The organism is Streptomyces sp. NPDC059037, from assembly GCF_042740015.1.
Lineage (GTDB): Bacteria > Actinomycetota > Actinomycetes > Streptomycetales > Streptomycetaceae > Streptomyces.
Map to the genome: position 1 here is coordinate 17189 of NZ_JBHYIG010000032.1, position 17124 is coordinate 34312.

The following is a 17124-nucleotide window of genomic DNA, read 5'->3' on the forward strand; positions in this document are numbered from 1 at the left end:
GCTCTGCGACCCTGAGCGCATGCGTTTGTTGATCGTGGAGGACGAGAAGCGGCTTGCCCTGTCGCTCGCCAAGGGTCTGACCGCCGAGGGCTACGCCGTCGACGTCGTCCACGACGGCGTCGACGGACTGCACCGCGCGAGCGAGGGAACGTACGACCTGGTCATCCTCGACATCATGCTCCCGGGCATGAACGGCTACCGCGTCTGCGCCACCCTGCGCGCGGCCGGTCACGACGTACCGATCCTGATGCTCACCGCGAAGGACGGCGAGTACGACGAGGCCGAGGGGCTCGACACGGGCGCCGACGACTACCTCACCAAGCCCTTCTCGTACGTCGTGCTCGTGGCCCGCGTGAAGGCGCTGCTGCGCCGCCGCGGCAACGCGGGCCCGTCCCCGGTCCACACCCTCGGCGACCTGTTGGTCGACACCGCCGCGCGCCGCGTCTTCCGCGGCGGCGACGGCAACGACGACGGCGATGAAGTGACGCTCACCGCCAAGGAGTTCGCCGTCCTGGAGCAGCTCGTCCTGCGCCGGGGCGAGGTGGTCTCCAAGGGCGAGATCCTGGAGCACGTCTGGGACTTCGCGTACGAGGGCGACCCCAACATCGTCGAGGTGTACGTGAGCGCCCTGCGGCGCAAGCTGGGTGCGCGGCTGATCAAGACGGTGCGCGGCGCCGGCTACCGCCTGGAGGCCCCCCGATGAGCCGCTTGTTCAGTTCGGTCCGGGCCAGAGCCACCCTCGGCGCGAGCCTCGTCGTCGCGGTCGCGCTGGTCGCGGCGGGCGCCGCCGTGCTGCTCTCGCTGCGGTTCAGCCTCATCGGCGAGGCGGAGGCCGACGCCGATTCGGCCGCCCGGCGGGTGGCCTCGCAGATCACCCCCGGCATCGCGTACGACAAGCTGGATCTGCCCGAGGCCGAGGACAACCCCGTGCAGATCGTCGACGCCGACGGCCGGCTGGTCGCGGCCAGCGAGGATCTGGAGCGCATCAGCGGCACGGGCACCGCCGCAGTCAGGCCCGAGCAGGCGTCCCCCGCGCCCGGCGGCGACGATGACGATGACGACGACAGCGCGGAGGAAGCGCTCGAACCCGGTGAGCCGTCCGACGACAAGAAGTTCACCGACGGCTCGGCGACCGTCGACGGCGAGACGGAGGACTACCGCTTCGCCGAGGTCGAGGTGAGCGTCGAGAAGAAGGGCGATCTCACCGTGTACGCGGGCGGCTCGCTGGAGTCCCAACAGAGCGCGATGTCAACGGCGTTGACATCGCTGCTCATCGGCTTCCCGCTGCTGCTCGCCGTGATCGCCGCGGTGACCTGGCTGGTCACGCGGCGCGCCCTGCGCCCGGTGGACGCCATCCGCTCCGAGATGGCGGCGATCACCGCCTCGGAGGACCTCGCGCGGCGCGTGCCCGAGCCGGACACGCATGACGAGGTCGCCCGCCTGGCCCGGACCACGAACGAGACGCTGGCCGCCCTGCAGGCGTCGGTGGAACGCCAGCGCCGCTTCGTCGCCGACGCATCGCACGAACTGCGCAGCCCCATCGCGTCCTTGCGCACCCAGCTCGAAGTGGGCGCGGCACACCCGGAGTTGCTGGATGTGGACGGCGCCGTCGAGGACACCGTGCGCCTTCAGGAGCTGGCCGCCGACCTGCTCCTGCTCGCCCGCCTGGACGCCGGGGAGAAGCCCGGCGCGACGCGGGTGGACCTGGCGGCCCTCGCCCGCGAGGAGCTGTCCCAGCGGGCGAGGGACCGCGTCGAGGTGCGGACCGACCTGTCGGGGGCCGAAGTCGCCGGATCGCGCGGCCAGTTGGCGCGCGTGCTCGGCAACCTCGTGAACAACGCGCAGCGCCACGCCCGCACCCACGTCACGGTCGCCACCCGCGCCGAAGGGGCCTGGGCGGTCCTCGCGGTCTCCGACGACGGGGCCGGCGTGCCGGAGAGCGAGCGCGAGCACGTCTTCGAGCGCTTCGTACGGCTCGACGACGCACGCACCCGTGATGACGGCGGGGCCGGTCTGGGTCTCGCCATCGCGCGGGACGTGGCCGAACGGCACGGCGGCACGCTCACGGTCCAGGAGGCTCCCGGCGGGGGAGCGCTCTTCGAACTCAGGGTGCCCCTCGTGCCGCGGTCCGGCTGAGCGTCAGGGCTTGCCCCGTTGCGCGCGCAAGTGCTCCGCGATCGGGGTCAGTGCCTTGTGGAGCTCGCCGAGCGCCTCGGGCGAGATCAGATCGATGAAGTGCCGGCGGACCGAGGTCACGTGGTGCGGGGCGACCTTCTTCATGGTCTCCATGCCCTCGTCCGTGAGCACGGTGTAGAGGCCGCGCCGGTCGGACTCACAGTTCTCCCGGCGGACCAGGCCCGCGTTCTCCATGCGGGTGATCTGGTGGGACAGGCGGCTCTTGGACTGCAGCGTGGCGGCCGCGAGATCGCTCATACGCATCCGCTTCTCGTCCGACTCGGAGAGATGAACGAGGATGTCGTAGTCGTTCATGGTCAGGTTGAACGGCTGGAGGTCTTTCTCGAGCTGGTATGTCAGCATCCTGTTGACCTCCACGTGGGTGCGCCAGGCGCACTGTTCCTCGTTGGTCAGCCACTGCGGGGCCGTATCGGTCTCCATGAAATCGATTCTACCTAAGAAGTTGAAAGGTGAACGAATGAGGGCGTGTGACGCGCGCCTCTCACCCTCCATGTCACGGAGGGGCACAGGCGTTCGTCGTCACACTCCGCAGACTACCGCTCACAGGCCGAAGCGACGCTGGAGGTCCCCCAGTTGTCCGGGAAGGCGTGGTTGTCCCGGCTGCTGTCCGCGTTGACCGGGTGCACCCCCGGCGCCCGGGATCCCCGCCTGTTGCGGCACCGCACCCGTCGCCTGGTCTGCCATGAGCATCTCCGAGGACTGCAGCAGCACCGTCCCCGCCCCCACGAACTCGAACTGGTGCTCCTCGCCCGAGGTCCCGCCGATCCCGGTCAGCGCCCGCACGCCCCCCATGACCCCCGTCATGTAGCCGTGGTCGTAGTGATGGCAGGGCGACGGGCAGTCCGCCCAGCCCACGAGGGCCTGCGGATCGACGCGGATCGGCGGCTCCATGAACACGACCGGACCGTTCGACGCGGCCACGAACTTTCCGGTTCCGATCAGGGTCAGGAAGCCCGGAACAATTGATTGCTTCAGGGCGAGAGTTGGCTGAAAAGCGAGGAGGTTGCCCGAGCGAATGGTCAGGTTGCCGTCCTCGAGGTCGTACGAATTCACATCGAAGGCCCGGTCGGCGAGGAGCATCTTGCCCTGGCCCTCCGCCACGACCCAGTCGCTCGCGTGCAGCGGCGAATGGAAACTCGTGCGCACCAGTCGGTCCAGGCGGCCGTGCCCGATGCCGTTGAAGTCGATCGACCCGTAGTAGGCGATCATCTTCCCCTTCTGCAGGAACCACTGGCTCCCCTTGAGCTCCACGCAGAACGTGTACGCGTTCACGCTGTCGTCGCTCGGCAGCGTCATCGGATCGAACACCGCGGGCCCGCCCGCGGGCACTGAAGGGGTCACAGCTTCTCCTCCGACGCCTGGACGAACACCGCACCGCTCCCTGACAGCTCCAGCTGGAACGCCTCGCCCGAGCCCCGCCCCACCATGTCGCGCCAGCCGAGCGCCGTGGAGAGTTTGTTGCGCACGTCGCCGTGGTGCGCCACATAGGCCTGCGGGTCCACGTGCACCGGGCGCTGCGGGGTGATCGGCACCTCGACGACCCCGCCGTGCGCCATGACGGCGACCGCGCCCTGTCCCTTGAGGGTGGTCGTGAACAGTCCCTGCCCGGTGACCTGTCCGCGCACCATGCCCATCACGCCGCCCTGCGAGCCCATGAACATCGTGCCCTGCTGGAGGGTGCCGTCGAAGGCGAGCAGCCGGTCCGCCTCCACGTAGAGGGTGTCTCCGGAGAGGCTGATCACCTGGATGTGATGCCCGCCGTGCCCGAAGAGGACGGTGCCGCTGCCCTCGACGGTCATCAGCGGCGTCGCCTCGTTCGCCACCCGCCGCCCGATCATGGACGCGAGGCCGCCCTGCCCGCCCTGGATGTTGGGCGTGAAGGAGACGTCCCCCTTGTAGGCGAGCATGGCGCCGCGCTGGCTGAACAGCTTCTGGCCCGGCAGAACCGTCGCCTCGACCACCTTCGAGTTGATCTCTCGGAAGGGCATGTCAGACGTCCCCCGCCATCGTGGTGCGCTCGCTGGGCTGGACGTAGACCAGACCGTCGCCCTCGAAGCGGATCTGGAAGGCCTCGCCGCCGCCCTCGCCCATGAACGTACGGAACGTGACGCCCGACTGGAGGTTCTGGCGGAGGTTTCCCTGATGCGCGATGTACGCCCCGGGATCCACGGTCAGGGGGTACTGCTGACTGACGCGCAGGACCACCGCGGGCCCGTCGGACATGATCGCCGCCTGGCCCGTGCCTTCCACCGTCGTGGTGAACAGGCCGTTGCCCTGTGAGGCGCCGCGCAGTCCGGTGAAGCTGGTGCCCGTGTGCAGGCCCGCGTCGGTGCAGAGCAGGTTGCTCGACTCGACGAAGAGCTTCTCGCCGCGCAGCTCCACGAGGTTGATCTCCGTGGCGCGGTCGGCGAACCAGCAGGTGCCGTGCCCCTTCACCTCCATCACCGTCATCTGCTCGCCGGTGAGGCGACGGGTCACCATGCCCCGTATGCCCTCGCCGCCGCCGGACATCTTTTTGAAGGCCATCTGGCCGTCGTACGCGACCATCGAGCCGTTCTTCGCCTTGACGGCGTCGCCGGACATGTCCACGGCGAGCACCCTGCTGCCTTGCAGTCGGAACGTTGCCACGTATCGACGGTAGCCGTCGGATATGCCCTCGGAACAGGGCAACGGCCCCTGAGCGAACCCCGAGAACACCCCGATGTCACAATGGGGGTCGCTTGTGCGCGCATTCACAAGATCGCGGCCGAGCGGCCCGCCCGCACCCCCTCCGTCCTCCCCCCCGAAGGTGATCCGTGGACATCAAGACCGCATCCGCACTCCGCCGCCTCCGCCTGGTCTCGGCTCCCGAAGCCGTCTCCTTCCTGCTGCTGCTCGTCTGCTCGGTGCTCAAGCGGACCACGGACTTCAACGCCGTGCCGGCGATGGGCATGATCCACGGCGTGCTCTTCGTCCTCTACGTGCTCTTCTGGCTCGACGCCTGGAACCGCACGAAGTGGAACGCGAAGACGGCCGCCCTCTACTTCGTCCTCTCCGTCCTGCCGACCGGCGGTTTCTTCGCCGAGCGCAAGCTGAAGCGTGAGGCTGAGGCCGCCGTGATCGCGTCGCGCGCCCGCCGCGAGGGGGTCGTCGGCGCATGATCGTCGCCTTCTCCGTGACGCCGCTGGGCGTCGGCGAGGACGTGGGCGAGTACGTCGCCGACGCGGTCCGCGTCGTCCGCGAATCGGGGCTGCCCAACCGGACGGACGCGATGTTCACCTCCGTCGAGGGTGAGTGGGACGAAGTGATGGACGTCGTCAAGCGCGCCGTCGCGGCGGTCGAGGCGCGTGCGCCGCGCGTCTCCGTCGTCATGAAGGCGGACATCCGCCCCGGGGTGACGGACGGCATGACGTCGAAGGTCGAGACGGTGGAGCGCCACCTTTCGCAGTGACACCCCGAGACTTCTGAGAGCCCCCGCCGGCAACGGCGGGGGCTTTCTTGTGTCTCCATGGTCGACGCGACGGACTTGAGCGACTGCTCAAATCCCCGTAAGGTCTGTTTGAGCAGTCGCTCAAACATGCCGAACATGCATGCACTGACTTGGGGGATACGCCGTGAGCCTGTACGTCGAAGCGCACATAGCCGCCGACCTCGACGAGCTCTGGGCGCGTACGCAGGAGCCCTCCCAGCACCAGCGCTGGGACCTGCGCTTCACCGAGATCGACTACCTGCCGCAGGTCGCGGGGGAGCCGCAGCACTTCCGGTACGGCACGCGCGTACTGCCCTTCGTCACCATCGCGGGCACCGGCATCTCCGCGGGCGAGAAGCGCCGCCCCGACGGCACCAGGACGTCGGCGCTGCGGTTCGCATCCCCGCATCCGCTGTCGCTGCTCCAGGAGGGCTCGGGCTACTGGCGCTACGTACCCGCCCCGGACGGCGGCGTCCGCTTCCTCACCGGGTACGACTACCGGCCGCGCTGGGGCCGCTTCGGTGCCTGCGCCGACCGGGCCCTCTTCCGGCCGCTGATGGGCTGGGCCACGGCCTGGTCCTTCGACCGGCTGCGACTGTGGCTGGAGCGGGGGATCACCCCCGAGCGGCAGCTGCTGCACGCGCTCGGCGAGGTCGCCTTCCGGGCCGGCTGCGTGCTCGCGGCGGTGCTCGCCGCGCCCGTGGTGGCACTGGCGGTACTCGCGCTCGCGTTCCTCGTGCCGCCGCTGCCCGTGACGCCTGCGGCGCGCCGGTGCCTTCGTACGCCACCGCCACGCACACGTGCGCCCCGCATTCTGACCACCCTCCAGGAGCAGCCGTCATGACGCCGTCGATCTTCCGCACCGTGCTCGGCCCCGACTTCGACCGGCTGCACCCGCAGCTTCAGCGCCGCTTCTCCGTGGGCCTCGCGAGCGGTGAGGCGTGCACGGGCCGAGGGGTGATGGACCGCATCTGGCACGGCAGGGGCTTCGTGAAGCCCTTCCTGGTCGTCGGCGGCACCCGCAACATCCTCGTCCCGAGGGTGGGCCGGAACGTCCCCTTCACCATCGAGAACGTGCCGTACACCGACTCGTTCGGCCGTGAGACGGTGACCTTCGTGCGCACCTTCGACCTGCCGGGCCGCTCCCGGCGCTTCGACGCCCAGATGGTCCTCGCACCGAGTCGGGACCGGATCCTCGACTACTTGGGGACCCACCAGCACCTCGCGAGCGACCTCCACCCCCGGGTGGAGCCGGACGGCTCGCTGCTCATCCGCTCCGGAGAGCACCGCTTCCGGGAGGGGCCGGTGGACGTCCGCGTTCCCGGGCTGATCGGCGGCGACGCCGAGGTCCGGGAGTCCTTCGACGACAGGACGGGCCGCTTCCGCATCCAAGTCCGGGTGGTGAACCGGCACTTCGGGCCGCTCTTCGGGTACGAGGGTTCCTTCACGGCCACGTACGCCGATGTCCGCACCTGTGGCGTACGGGCGGGCCTTCGGCCTGTCCGCGAGGAGGCGCGGGCGTGAGCGCCGACACCAAGACGAAGCTGCTCGAAGCCACCTTGCGCACGCTCATCGAACAGGGCATCGCCAAGACGTCGGCGCGCACGATCGCGGCCGCCGCCGGGGTGAATCAGGCGCTGGTCTTCTACCACTTCGGGTCGGTGGACGAGTTGCTGGCGGCGGCGTGCCGGCACGGGTCGGAGCAGCGGGTGTCCCGCTACCGGGACCGCCTGGCGGCGGTGTCCTCCCTGTCCGAACTCCTCGAGTTCGGGAGGGAGATGCATGAGGAGGAGCGGGCGGCCGGTCATGTCGCCGTCCTCGGCCAGCTCCTGGCGGGGGCTCAGACGCAGCCCCGTCTCGCCCCCGCCACGGCGGCGGGCCTGGCCCTCTGGATCGAGGAGATCGAGAAGGTCCTGACCCGGGTGCTTTCGACGACTCCCCTGGGGGAGTTCGCCGATCCGTCCGGTCTTGCCAGGGCGGTGGCGGCGTCCTTCGTGGGGATCGAGCTGTACGAAGGTGTGGATGCCGATGGGGCGAACAGGGCGCTGGATGCCTTGGAGCAACTGTCCCTCCTGGTGACGGCAGTTGAGGACCTGGGCCCGCTGGCCCAGCGTGCGGTCCGCCACCGCCTCCGCCGGGCGCGGCCCTGACGCGGCCCTGCGCGCACTCCATGGACACGGGCGCCCCGAGGCGGCACCGCCGCTCGATCCGCGCCGCTGGAAGATCCTCGCGGTCATCGGCCTCACCCAGCTCATGGTCGTCCTCGCGGGTGGCCGACCTGCGCGGGCCCTGGGCGGCGCCGCGGCCACCTTCGAGGTCCTGGTGACGGCCCGCGCCCTGCAAGGCGTGTTCGCGGCCCTCGCCGCCTCGGGGGGCGCGGTGGGGCTGCTCCTGGGCGGCCTGCTCACCGAGCACCTGAGCCGGCGTTCGACGCTGTACGTCAATGTCCTCTTCGCCGCCGTCGCCGTCACCGGCGGCGCACCGCTGCACTGGCCTCGTCCGGGGGCTTCTGCACGGTGTTCGGCCTCGCGGAAGCCGGCGGCCACGGCTGGACGTCCCCGGACAGCTGCGGCTTCCTCACGGCCGCCGCCGTGCTGATCGCCGCGTTCGTGTGGGCGTCTTCTTGTTCCTCACGTACTACCTGCAGCACACCCGCGGATACAGCCCCGCCAAGACAGGTCTGGCCTTCATGCCCATGTCCGGATCCATTGTGCTCAGTGCGACCGGCCTCGGCATGGGCCTGATCACGCCACGGTCAACGCCATGCGGCAGAGCGGCGGCTCGGTCGGCACCGCGCTCACCTCCCTGCACGGCGCCCGTGGTGATCTTGTCGTCCCCATGGTCGCCGTGGACGGTGGCGCCGTGCTCGGCTGTCCCCACGACCAGCGCGGTGATGAGGGTGTCGTTGCCGCCGGCCGGGCGGGGCCTCTTCACGGGGCGAGGGTGCCCCGGTGGTACTGGGATGAGGGTGCCTTGGTGGTCAGGACAGGCCGTGGCGCAGCGGAGTGAGCTGCTCGACGTCGTAGCGGGCCCGCAGTTCCTGGATCGCCGCCGGGTCCGGTGGGTCGCCGGTGTCGAGCAGGGTGAGGAGCTCCTCGAAGTACCGCTCGTGATCCGGTGGTGGTGAGGCCTGGAAGAACATGCGGGCCGGTTCGCCCGTGGGGTTCGCGAAGGCGTGCGGGCAGCCGGGCGGAACCACGATGACGGTTCCGGGAGTCGCGCGGACGACCTGGCGGCCGTCGAGTGCCCGCCAGTGCCGCCAGTCGTCCCCGGTGCGGACGCGCGGCTCGAACGCCATCACGTCGAGTTCGCCTTCGAGGACGTAGAACAGCTCCTCGCTGCGCGTGTGCAGGTGCGCCCCGACGTCGAAGCCGGGCGGTACGACGACCTCGAAGCTGGAGCTCACCCGGGAGTGCTCCCCGGTGACCTTGAACGTGACCTGCTGGGCGGCGGTGGTCAGGGTCCGGCCGTGGCCAGGGGGGACGAGCAGTCCCGGACGGGCGAGGTGCGCGGTCATGACCAGGTCACGGGGAGACCCTCGGGCCCTCGGATGAGTGCTCCGGGGCGCCAGCGCAGTTCGTCCGGGGGGACGGTGAACCGCAGCTCCGTGAACCGGTCGAGCACCGCGTCCATGAGCAGTTCGGACTCCAGGCGGGCCAGCACGGCGCCGGGGCAGTAGTGCGGTCCGTACCCGAAGGAGACGTGCGGGTTGGGGCTGCGGTCGAGCCGCAGCTCGTCGGGGTCGGGGAAGATCTCCGCGTCGCGGTTGGCGGCGAGGTAGGAGACGTAGACCGCTTCACCCGCGCGGATGCGGTGGCCGGCGATCGTGACGTCTTCGAGGGCGATCCGGGAGAGCCCGACGGCGTTGCGGTGCGGGATGTAGCGCAGGAGTTCGTTGAGCGCCGAGGGCCGCAGCTCGGGTGTGTTCCGCAGCCGCTCGAGCAGGTCGGGCCGGGTGAGCAGGATGTAGACCATGTTGCCCACGTTGTTGGTGACGGCCTCGCCACCGATCTGGATGAGCAGGGCGAGGCCGGTGGCTTCCTCTTCGGTGACCTCTCCGCTTTCGATGGCCTTGACGAGGAGCCCGATGACGTTGTCACCGCCCGTTCCGCGCCCCTCGCGCAGGCGTTCACCGAGGTAGGCCAGCATGTCCGTCTTGGCCTGCTCGCTTTGTTGCGCGCCTTTGGCCGAGGACAGGATCAGGGCGGTCCACGTGTGCACCGTGGGACGGTCGGCCTCCGGAATGCCCATCAGCTCGCATACGACGGCGAGGGGGAAGGGTGCGAGCAGGCGCTCGGTCAGGTCCGCGGGCGGTCCGTCGCGCAGCATCCCGTCGACGAGTTCGCCGAGCATCGCCCGCGCCCGCGTACGAAGGCGCTCCACACCGCCGGCGGTGAAGGCCCCGGCGACGGCACGGCGCAGTCGTGTGTGGTCGGGCGGGTCCTCGAAGCCGACCGCGCCGGGGGCGGGGATGAAATGGGGGGCCAGACGGGTGACGTCGTGGTCGACGACCAGCTTGCGGCTGAACCTGGGGTCGTTGGTCACCATCCGCACGTCGTCGTACCGGCAGACGAGCCAGGCCCACCCGCTTCCGTTGGGAAGCTTGATGCGGGTCACCGGCCCCTCCCGCATCAGTCCGGCGAGGACGGGGTCGAAGTCCACCCCGTCCAGGTCCAGGGCGGGCCACTGTGTGATGGGTGGCTGCGAGGTGTCGGGGCCGTCCCTCAGCATCGTTCCGATTCCTCCGTGACGGGGTCTGAGGCCTGAGTGGTCTCGCCTAAGCGGTCTCTCGCCCCGTGGTCCAGTTGCCCAGTGCGACCTCGGCGGTGATGCCCGGGCCGAACCCCGCCAGGAGACCTCGCGCGGCGTCGCGGGTGCCGTTCTCGTCGAAGAGCCGGCGCAACGCGTCCAGGACGACGGCGCTCGCGATGTTGCCGTACTCGGTCAGTGTGGCCCGGCTGAAGCGGAATGCTTCGGATGCCACACCGAGGTACTTGCTGAGGTCGTCGAGGATCCGCGGGCCACCTGCATGGATGATGTAGAAATCCAGGGCGGCGGCGTCCCAACCATGCGCATGGGCCAGCTGCTTCAGCACCGGGGCGAGCGGCTCCATGGTGCCGGGAACGCGTCGGTCGAGCCTGAAGTGGAACCCGGTGGCCTTGACTTCGTACGCGATCCAGTCCTCCGTCCGGGGAATGATGTACGAGCCGTTGCGCCGCAGTTCGATGCCGGTGCCGCCGCGGCCCCGGACGACGGCGGCAGCCACGCCGTCACCGAACAGGCCGTTCGAGAGGAGATTTCCCACCTCCAGGTCGCTCGGCTGATAGCACAGGGAGCAGAACTCACAGGCGACTATCAGGGCGTTCGCCTCCGGGTAGGCGGTGCAGAAGTCATGCGCGCGGTTGACCGCCGCTCCGCCCGCCGCGCAGCCCAGCTGGGCTATGGGCAACTGCCTCGTGTCGGTGCGGAACCCCATCGTGTTGATCATCCACGCGGTCAGCGACGGCATCATGAAGCCGGTGCACGACACGTACACGATCAGGTCGATGTCCACCGGGCGCATTTCCGCGTCGGCCAGCGCCTGACGCACCACCGCCGGGACCCGTGCCTTGGCCTCGGCTTCGTACATGGCGTTGCGTATTTCGAAGCCGGGGTGCGCGAGGGTCTCCTCGATGGGGCGCACCAAGTGCCGCTTCGCGACGCCGGTGTTCTCGATCAGCCGCAGAGCCAGTTCGAGCTGCGGATGGTCCGGATGAACGTACCGGGCCAGGTCGAGGGTCTGCTCCATGGTGATCACGTACTCGGGCACGGACACCGTCGGTCTGCACAGAGTCGCCACGGTGGCTCTCCTTTCCTGTTTCGACAAAGCCTCACGGACCCCTGCGCAATGCGCGCGCGGGACTGTTTCGACCGGTGGTTGGGCCAATCCGGTGACGCTGGGCGACGCCGACGGCGGATCGAGCGACGAGAGGGAAGGCATGCCACAGCCGATATCCGGCGGAATCGACCGCTGGGAGCGACAGGAAGCTGACATCGAGGAACAGGGAGATGAAGCATGACGTCAGACCCGCGCACGGTTCTCGGGCCGCAGACGGAACCGGCTTCGGACGAGACGGTCCACTGCTGGGGCCTTGACGACCTGGAGGGCCTCGAGTTCGACCCCTTCCTCAGCGACCGGCTGCGGGACGAGCAGGCCACGCGGATCCAGTTGCCGTTCGGCGAGGGCAGCGCCTGGCTGATGGCGCGCTACTCCCACGTCAAGGCGGCGACGACCGACCCGCGCTTCAGCAGGGAGGAGCTGGTCGGGCGTACGGTCACCAGTTCCTGCCCGCACGCGATCGCCTCCCAGCAGGCGTCCCTCACCTACGCCGACCCGCCACGCCTGAATGACATGCGCCGCGTGCTGGCGCGAGCGTTCACCGGCGAGAGCATGCAGAAGCTCAGGCCGTCCGTGCAGGCCACCGCCGACAGCATGCTCGACGCCATGGAGCGGCACGGCTCACCGGCGGACCTCGTGGAGCACCTGCACGGCCCCTTCCCGCTCGCGGCCGTCGCCGACCTGCTGGGAATGGACCAGGACATGCGGGAGGGCATGACGTCCTGGGCGAACCTGATCACGACTCCCGGCCCGGCCCCCGAGCGGAGCGGCGACGCCAGCACGACCGTCCGTGAGTGCGTCGTCAGTCTGCTCGCCCGGCGTCGCGATGAGCCGGGCGACGACCTGGCCGGGGTCCTCGCCGCGGCCTCCGACGCCGGTGAGATCACGGAGCCGGAGGCCGTCTCCCTGGCCACCGCCATCCTGGTGAGCGGCGCACACGCCGTACGCAACAACAGCGCCAACATGGTCTACGCGCTGCTCACCCATCCGCGGCAGCTGGAACGGCTGCGCGCCGAACCGGACTTGATTCCGCAGGCCGTCGACGAGCTGCTGCGCTACATCCCGCACCGCAGCGGAGTGGGCCTCCCGCGGATCGCCTCGCAGGACGTCGAGATCGCCGGTGTCGTGGTCCGGGCCGGTGAGGCGGTCTACTCCTCGTACCTCGCGGCCAATCGCGACCCCGAGGCCTTCCCGAACCCCGACACGCTTGACTTCGACCGGGGGCCCATCGCCCATATGGCCTTCGGGAACGGCCCCCACCACTGTGTGGGCTCGATGCTGGCCCGGATGGAATCCGAGATCATGATCGCCACGCTGCTCGACCGCTACCCCGCACTCGCGCTCGCGGTGCCGCCCGAGCGGATCGAGTGGCAGACGGGTGACCTGATCCGAGGGCCCAAGGCCCTGCCGGTGTCCTGGTGATACGCCGCCACACGATCAAGGTCGTCGGAGGCAGCCCGAACCACTTGGAGCTGGCTGCTCTCACCGCGGTCTTCATCGTGCTGATACGCGGTGCCCACACCCTGCGCGCCCCGCACTCCGCTGGTGCCCATCGCGCCTGGTGGGATCAGAAACCGCCGTATGTCCCCGCGCACTCCTGGCGCTCCAGGCAGGCGCCCCCTCCGTACTGACACCTCCACAGCAGGAGCGGGCCCGCTCCGCAACCCCGGTGAAACCGCTCGCCCCAAAACCGCTCACACGGACGAGTCCGGTTCGACACGCGGACAAAACTCACTTTTTGTATGGGTATTGGCTTGTTCGCACCAGAACCTGCCATCGCCAGATCATCGAAGACCTGGAGGCGCTGTGCGGTCGGAGGGCTACAACTACGAAACCCACAGCACGCTCGCCGGCCCAATCACCGAGCCGGACGGCGACGACTGCTATCGGGTGCAGTACACCAAGCTCCTCTCCGGCCAGCCGCACCGAATACGAGCCGTCCTCCTCATGACGCTCGCTCCCGTCCTCACCGGCCTCCTCCTCGTCTATCTCGTCTGGCCGACCCACTGGACGGAACGCGAGGGCGCCGACAGCTGGCTCATCGGCCTCGACATCACGATGCTCGTGGCGATCGGTCTCATCGAGCTCTTCATGCTCGTCAATGTCATATCGATCGCCCACGCGACGATGGTGGCGAGAGACCCGATACCCGTCGTTCCCGAGCCGGGCACGCGGGTCGCCTTCCTCACCACGTACGTCCCCGGCAAGGAACCCCTGGCCATGGTCCGCGCCACCCTCGAGGGCGCGACCCGCATACGTCATGACGGACCGCTCGACATATGGCTCCTGGACGAGGGCGACGACGACGAGGCCAAGGCCCTCTGCGCGGAGCTCGGCGTCCGGCACTTCACCCGCAACGGCGTGCCCGAGTGGAACCGCGAGAACGGCGTCCACAAGGCCCGCACCAAGCACGGCAACTACAACGCCTGGCTCGCGATGCACGGCGGCGGCTACGACTTCTTCGCCTCCGTGGACACCGACCACGTCCCGCTCCCCAACTTCCTTGAGCGGATGCTGGGTTACTTCCGGGACGAAGACGTCGCGTTCGTCGTGGGCCCGCAGGTCTACGGGAACTACGACACCCCCGTCACCAAAGCCGCCGAGTCGCAGCAGTTCCTCTTCCACGCGTTGATCCAGCGCGCCGGCAACCGCTACCGCGCCCCCATGTTCGTCGGCACCAACAACGTCGTACGGATCAAGGCGCTTCTCCAGGTCGGCGGTCTCTACGACTCGATCACCGAGGACATGGCGACCGGCTTCGAGCTGCACCGCCACAAGAACCCCCTCACCCGGCGGCACTGGCGGTCCGTCTACACCCCGGACGTGCTCGCCGTCGGCGAGGGGCCCGCCTCCTGGACGGACTTCTTCACCCAGCAGATGCGCTGGTCGCGCGGGACGTACGAGACGCTGTTCAAGCAGTACTGGAAGGCACCGCTCACGATGCCGCCAGGCCGGCTGTTCTCGTACACGATGATGCTCGTCTACTACCCGATGACGGCCGTCAACTGGCTGCTTGGCGTGCTGAGTTGTGTTCTCTTCCTGTGGTTCGGGGCGTCCGGTACGCAGGTGGCCGCGTCCGTGTGGCTGATGCTCTACAGCGACGCCGCCGCGCTCCAGGTCGGGCTCTACCTCTGGAACCGGCGGCACAACGTCTCCCCGCACGAGCCGGAGGGCTCCGGAGGCCTGGCCGGCATGGCGATGTCCGCGCTCTCCGCGCCCATCTACGCCAAGTCGCTCGGTGCCGCCCTCCTGCGCCGCCCGAGCCGCTTCGTGGTCACCCCCAAGGGGGACGGCACGAGCCCGGACCGGGTGCTCACCTTCCGCATCCATCTCTTCTGGGCGGCCCTGCTCGCCACGTCGCTGGCCGCCTCGTTCGTGCTCGGCCATACCCATGTGGCGATGCGCACCTGGGCCGTGCTTGCGATGGCCATCTCGCTCGCCCCGATCACGATCTGGGCCTTCACGCTGATCAAGGAGCGCAAGGGAGGCAAGGCACGCGCCGAGGCCCGGCAGCAGGCGCGCCGCCTCGGAGGCACGGACGCGGAAGGCCTGGTCGCCACGGGCCCGGACAGCGATCCGGAGCCGGCATTCGCCACCGGTACGACGACAGGAGGGAACTGAGCCATGGCCTACCGGCCCTCGCAGCGGACGAAGAAGACACTCCTCGGAGTCGGGGCGGGCGCGCTGCTCGTCGGACTCAACGCACCGGCGGCGCTCTCCTTCGCGGAGCAGCAGTACTACGAGTACAAGATCGCCCAGCCCGGCTACAAGGCGAAGTACGGTTCCTGGAAGCAGATCGGCATTCCTGACGAGTACCGCACCAATGCCATCCACGCGGCGCTCCTGCACACCGGCAAGGTCCTGATCGTCGCGGGCTCCGGCAACGAGCAGAAGAAGTTCGACAAGGGCTCCTTCGACACGATCCTCTGGAATCCGAAGACGGACACCTTCAAGAAGATCGCGACCCCCGAGGACTTCTTCTGCTCCGGGCACGCCCAACTCCCCGACGGGCGCCTCCTGGTGGCGGGCGGCACGGCGCGCTACGAACTCCTCGACGGCGAGATCGAGCGGGCAGGCGGCGGCATGCGGGTCAAGAACGAGAACCCCGACAAGCCGCTCGTCCTGAAGAGGGGCACCCGCTTCCGCTCGCCCTCCGGCGTCGAGTACGTGAGCAGGTTCGACGTCAACGTGCCCAAGGCCAAACGGGACTTCAAGATCACGTACTCCAAGTCCGGGGTGATGCAGCCCTGGAAGGCGACGGTCAAGGCGAGCGAGACACGCGTCTTCGTGGAGGCGGTCCAGAAGGGCGAGCGGTCCGTCACCGAGAAGACCGCGCAGTACGAGATCGAGGGCCTGACCGGCAAGGAAGCGGACAACGCCTACGGGATCGCCGAGAAGATCACCATGGACAAGCAGGACTTCCAGGGGATCAAGGCGGCCTACGAGTTCGACCCGAAGGCCGAGAAGTACATCCCCGTCGAGCCGATGGAGAAGGCCCGTTGGTACCCGACGCTCGTCGGTCTCGACGACGGCAAGGTGCTCGCGGTCTCCGGGCTCGACGACGTGGGCATGATCGACCCGGGCGACAACGAGATCTACGACCCGAAGACGAAGAAGTGGACCAACGGGCCCAAGCGCTACTTCCCGACCTACCCCGCGCTCTTCCTCACCAAGGGCGGCAAGCTCTTCTACCCGGCGTCGAACGCGGGCTACGGCCCTGCCGACAAGGGCCGTGCCCCCGGGCTGTGGGATCTGAAGACCAATAAGTTCCAGAAGATACCCGGGCTTGCCGATCTCGATCAGACGGAGACGTCCGCGTCCGTGCTGCTGCCGCCCGCGCAGGATCAGAAGGTGATGATCCTTGGTGGTGGAGGTGTCGGTGAGTCCGAGAAGGCGACCCGGCGCACGGCGGTGGTGGATCTCAGGGAGGACAGCCCCGTCTTCCGGACCGGGCCCCAACTCCCGCAGGGCACTCGGTACTTGAACAGCGTGATCATGCCGGACGACTCGGTGTTCACGTCCAACGGCTCCAGGGACTACCGGGGGCGCGGCGCGAGCAACATCCTCAAGGCGCAGTTCTACGACCCCAGGACGAACGCCTTCCGTGAGGCGGCGTCACCCAGGGTGGGCCGCAACTACCACTCCGAGGCGCTGCTGCTGCCCGACGGACGGGTCGTCACCTTCGGCTCCGACCCGCTCTTCGACAACCAGGAGAACACCAAGCTCGGCCACTTCGAGCAGCGCATGGAGGTCTTCACGCCGCCCACCCTGCACAAGGCCGGCAAGGACCGCCCCGTACTCGGCAAGGGGCCTGAGGTCCTTGCCGCCAACGGCCGCGCCACGTTCCGTACGCGAGACGCGGCGAAGATCGCGTCGGCCCGGCTGATGCGCCCCAGCGCGGTGACGCACACGACGGACGTGGAACAGCGGTCGATCGCGCTCGGGCTCACCAAGGGCAAGGGTTCGGTGACGGTGGACGTGCCCAGGGGCGACACCGCGCTGGTGCCGCCGGGCTGGTACATGCTGTTCGTGACGGACCGGAACGGCACGTCGTCCGAGGCCAAGTGGATCCACGTGAAGTAGCGGATCCACGTGAAGTGAC

Annotated in this window: 21 protein-coding genes; 13 read left to right on the plus strand and 8 right to left on the minus strand. The window is 69.1% G+C overall.

Annotation, left to right across the window (positions count from 1 at the left end; genetic code table 11):
* The first annotated feature begins 19 nt into the window (after nt 1-19).
* Both ACFWY6_RS09905 and ACFWY6_RS09910 read left to right on the plus strand, forming a co-directional pair.
* Nucleotides 20-703, plus strand: coding sequence for a response regulator transcription factor (locus ACFWY6_RS09905; protein WP_384687702.1), 684 nt, complete (start codon nt 20-22; stop codon nt 701-703).
* Nucleotides 700-2136, plus strand: a complete 1437-nt coding sequence (locus tag ACFWY6_RS09910) for a sensor histidine kinase (RefSeq protein WP_384687703.1) — start codon at nt 700-702, stop codon at nt 2134-2136. Before ACFWY6_RS09905 ends, ACFWY6_RS09910 begins: the two co-directional genes overlap by 4 nt.
* A 3-nt stretch (nt 2137-2139) precedes the next feature.
* Here the strand turns inward: ACFWY6_RS09910 and ACFWY6_RS09915 are convergent, their stop codons facing one another.
* The 4 genes from ACFWY6_RS09915 to ACFWY6_RS09930 all read right to left on the minus strand — a co-directional run bounded on the left by ACFWY6_RS09915 (nt 2140) and on the right by ACFWY6_RS09930 (nt 4824).
* Nucleotides 2140-2616, minus strand: coding sequence for a MarR family winged helix-turn-helix transcriptional regulator (locus ACFWY6_RS09915; protein ID WP_266870842.1), 477 nt, complete (start codon nt 2614-2616; stop codon nt 2140-2142).
* 120 nt (nt 2617-2736) lie between these two features.
* Entirely contained in the window at nt 2737-3492 is a 756-nt protein-coding gene (locus ACFWY6_RS09920) for an AIM24 family protein (RefSeq protein WP_384687729.1), read from the minus strand.
* A 41-nt stretch (nt 3493-3533) separates the two neighbouring features.
* Nucleotides 3534-4184 (minus strand): AIM24 family protein, encoded by a 651-nt coding sequence (locus ACFWY6_RS09925; RefSeq protein ID WP_384687704.1) that lies wholly within the window; start codon nt 4182-4184, stop codon nt 3534-3536.
* A 1-nt stretch (nt 4185) separates the two neighbouring features.
* Complete coding sequence (locus ACFWY6_RS09930; RefSeq protein WP_266870844.1) at nt 4186-4824, minus strand: AIM24 family protein; 639 nt, start codon at nt 4822-4824, stop codon at nt 4186-4188.
* 167 nt (nt 4825-4991) lie between these two features.
* Between ACFWY6_RS09930 and ACFWY6_RS09935 the strand changes: the two genes are divergently transcribed.
* The 6 genes from ACFWY6_RS09935 to ACFWY6_RS09960 all read left to right on the plus strand — a co-directional run bounded on the left by ACFWY6_RS09935 (nt 4992) and on the right by ACFWY6_RS09960 (nt 8242).
* On the plus strand, nt 4992-5336 hold the full coding sequence (locus ACFWY6_RS09935; RefSeq protein ID WP_360767041.1) for a DUF3817 domain-containing protein: 345 nt from the start codon (nt 4992-4994) through the stop codon (nt 5334-5336).
* Nucleotides 5333-5626, plus strand: coding sequence for an MTH1187 family thiamine-binding protein (locus ACFWY6_RS09940; RefSeq protein WP_135330232.1), 294 nt, complete (start codon nt 5333-5335; stop codon nt 5624-5626). Before ACFWY6_RS09935 ends, ACFWY6_RS09940 begins: the two co-directional genes overlap by 4 nt.
* 163 nt (nt 5627-5789) lie before the next feature.
* A complete protein-coding gene (locus ACFWY6_RS09945; RefSeq protein ID WP_384687705.1) occupies nt 5790-6488 on the plus strand; it encodes a hypothetical protein in 699 nt (232 codons plus the stop codon).
* A complete protein-coding gene (locus ACFWY6_RS09950) occupies nt 6485-7168 on the plus strand; it encodes a DUF4166 domain-containing protein (protein ID WP_384687706.1) in 684 nt (227 codons plus the stop codon). Before ACFWY6_RS09945 ends, ACFWY6_RS09950 begins: the two co-directional genes overlap by 4 nt.
* Nucleotides 7165-7794 carry a TetR/AcrR family transcriptional regulator gene (locus tag ACFWY6_RS09955; RefSeq protein ID WP_384687707.1) on the plus strand — a complete coding sequence of 210 codons (630 nt, stop codon included), beginning with the start codon at nt 7165-7167 and terminating at the stop codon, nt 7792-7794. The genes ACFWY6_RS09950 and ACFWY6_RS09955 overlap by 4 nt, the downstream gene beginning before the upstream one ends.
* A complete protein-coding gene (locus ACFWY6_RS09960; protein ID WP_384687708.1) occupies nt 7757-8242 on the plus strand; it encodes a hypothetical protein in 486 nt (161 codons plus the stop codon). The genes ACFWY6_RS09955 and ACFWY6_RS09960 overlap by 38 nt, the downstream gene beginning before the upstream one ends.
* A gap of 39 nt (nt 8243-8281) precedes the next feature.
* Here ACFWY6_RS09960 and ACFWY6_RS09965 read toward each other — a convergent pair whose 3' ends face one another.
* The 4 genes from ACFWY6_RS09965 to ACFWY6_RS09980 are packed head-to-tail and all read right to left on the minus strand — an operon-like array spanning nt 8282 to nt 11483.
* Nucleotides 8282-8578 (minus strand): hypothetical protein, encoded by a 297-nt coding sequence (locus tag ACFWY6_RS09965; RefSeq protein ID WP_384687709.1) that lies wholly within the window; start codon nt 8576-8578, stop codon nt 8282-8284.
* Nucleotides 8579-8624: 46 nt separating this feature from the next.
* Nucleotides 8625-9161 (minus strand): cupin domain-containing protein, encoded by a 537-nt coding sequence (locus ACFWY6_RS09970; RefSeq protein ID WP_384687710.1) that lies wholly within the window; start codon nt 9159-9161, stop codon nt 8625-8627.
* On the minus strand, nt 9158-10375 hold the full coding sequence (locus ACFWY6_RS09975) for a cytochrome P450 (RefSeq protein ID WP_384687711.1): 1218 nt from the start codon (nt 10373-10375) through the stop codon (nt 9158-9160). The genes ACFWY6_RS09970 and ACFWY6_RS09975 overlap by 4 nt, the downstream gene beginning before the upstream one ends.
* Before the next feature lie 46 nt (nt 10376-10421).
* Nucleotides 10422-11483 carry a type III polyketide synthase gene (locus tag ACFWY6_RS09980; RefSeq protein ID WP_384687712.1) on the minus strand — a complete coding sequence of 354 codons (1062 nt, stop codon included), beginning with the start codon at nt 11481-11483 and terminating at the stop codon, nt 10422-10424.
* 1 nt (nt 11484) lies between these two features.
* Here ACFWY6_RS09980 and ACFWY6_RS09985 point away from each other — a divergent pair, with 1 nt between their 5' ends.
* The 5 genes from ACFWY6_RS09985 (at nt 11485) to ACFWY6_RS10005 (ending at nt 17105) form a co-directional block, all read left to right on the plus strand.
* Nucleotides 11485-11703 (plus strand): hypothetical protein, encoded by a 219-nt coding sequence (locus ACFWY6_RS09985; protein ID WP_384687713.1) that lies wholly within the window; start codon nt 11485-11487, stop codon nt 11701-11703.
* The gene (locus ACFWY6_RS09990) at nt 11700-12944 is read left to right on the plus strand and encodes a cytochrome P450 (RefSeq protein ID WP_384687714.1); all 1245 of its coding nucleotides are present in this window, start codon (nt 11700-11702) and stop codon (nt 12942-12944) included. Before ACFWY6_RS09985 ends, ACFWY6_RS09990 begins: the two co-directional genes overlap by 4 nt.
* Complete coding sequence (locus ACFWY6_RS09995; protein ID WP_384687715.1) at nt 12941-13153, plus strand: acyl-CoA carboxylase epsilon subunit; 213 nt, start codon at nt 12941-12943, stop codon at nt 13151-13153. Before ACFWY6_RS09990 ends, ACFWY6_RS09995 begins: the two co-directional genes overlap by 4 nt.
* Before the next feature lie 175 nt (nt 13154-13328).
* Complete coding sequence (locus ACFWY6_RS10000) at nt 13329-15143, plus strand: glycosyltransferase family 2 protein (protein ID WP_384687716.1); 1815 nt, start codon at nt 13329-13331, stop codon at nt 15141-15143.
* 3 nt (nt 15144-15146) lie between these two features.
* Nucleotides 15147-17105 carry a galactose oxidase-like domain-containing protein gene (locus ACFWY6_RS10005; RefSeq protein WP_384687717.1) on the plus strand — a complete coding sequence of 653 codons (1959 nt, stop codon included), beginning with the start codon at nt 15147-15149 and terminating at the stop codon, nt 17103-17105.
* Nucleotides 17106-17124 lie beyond the last annotated feature (19 nt).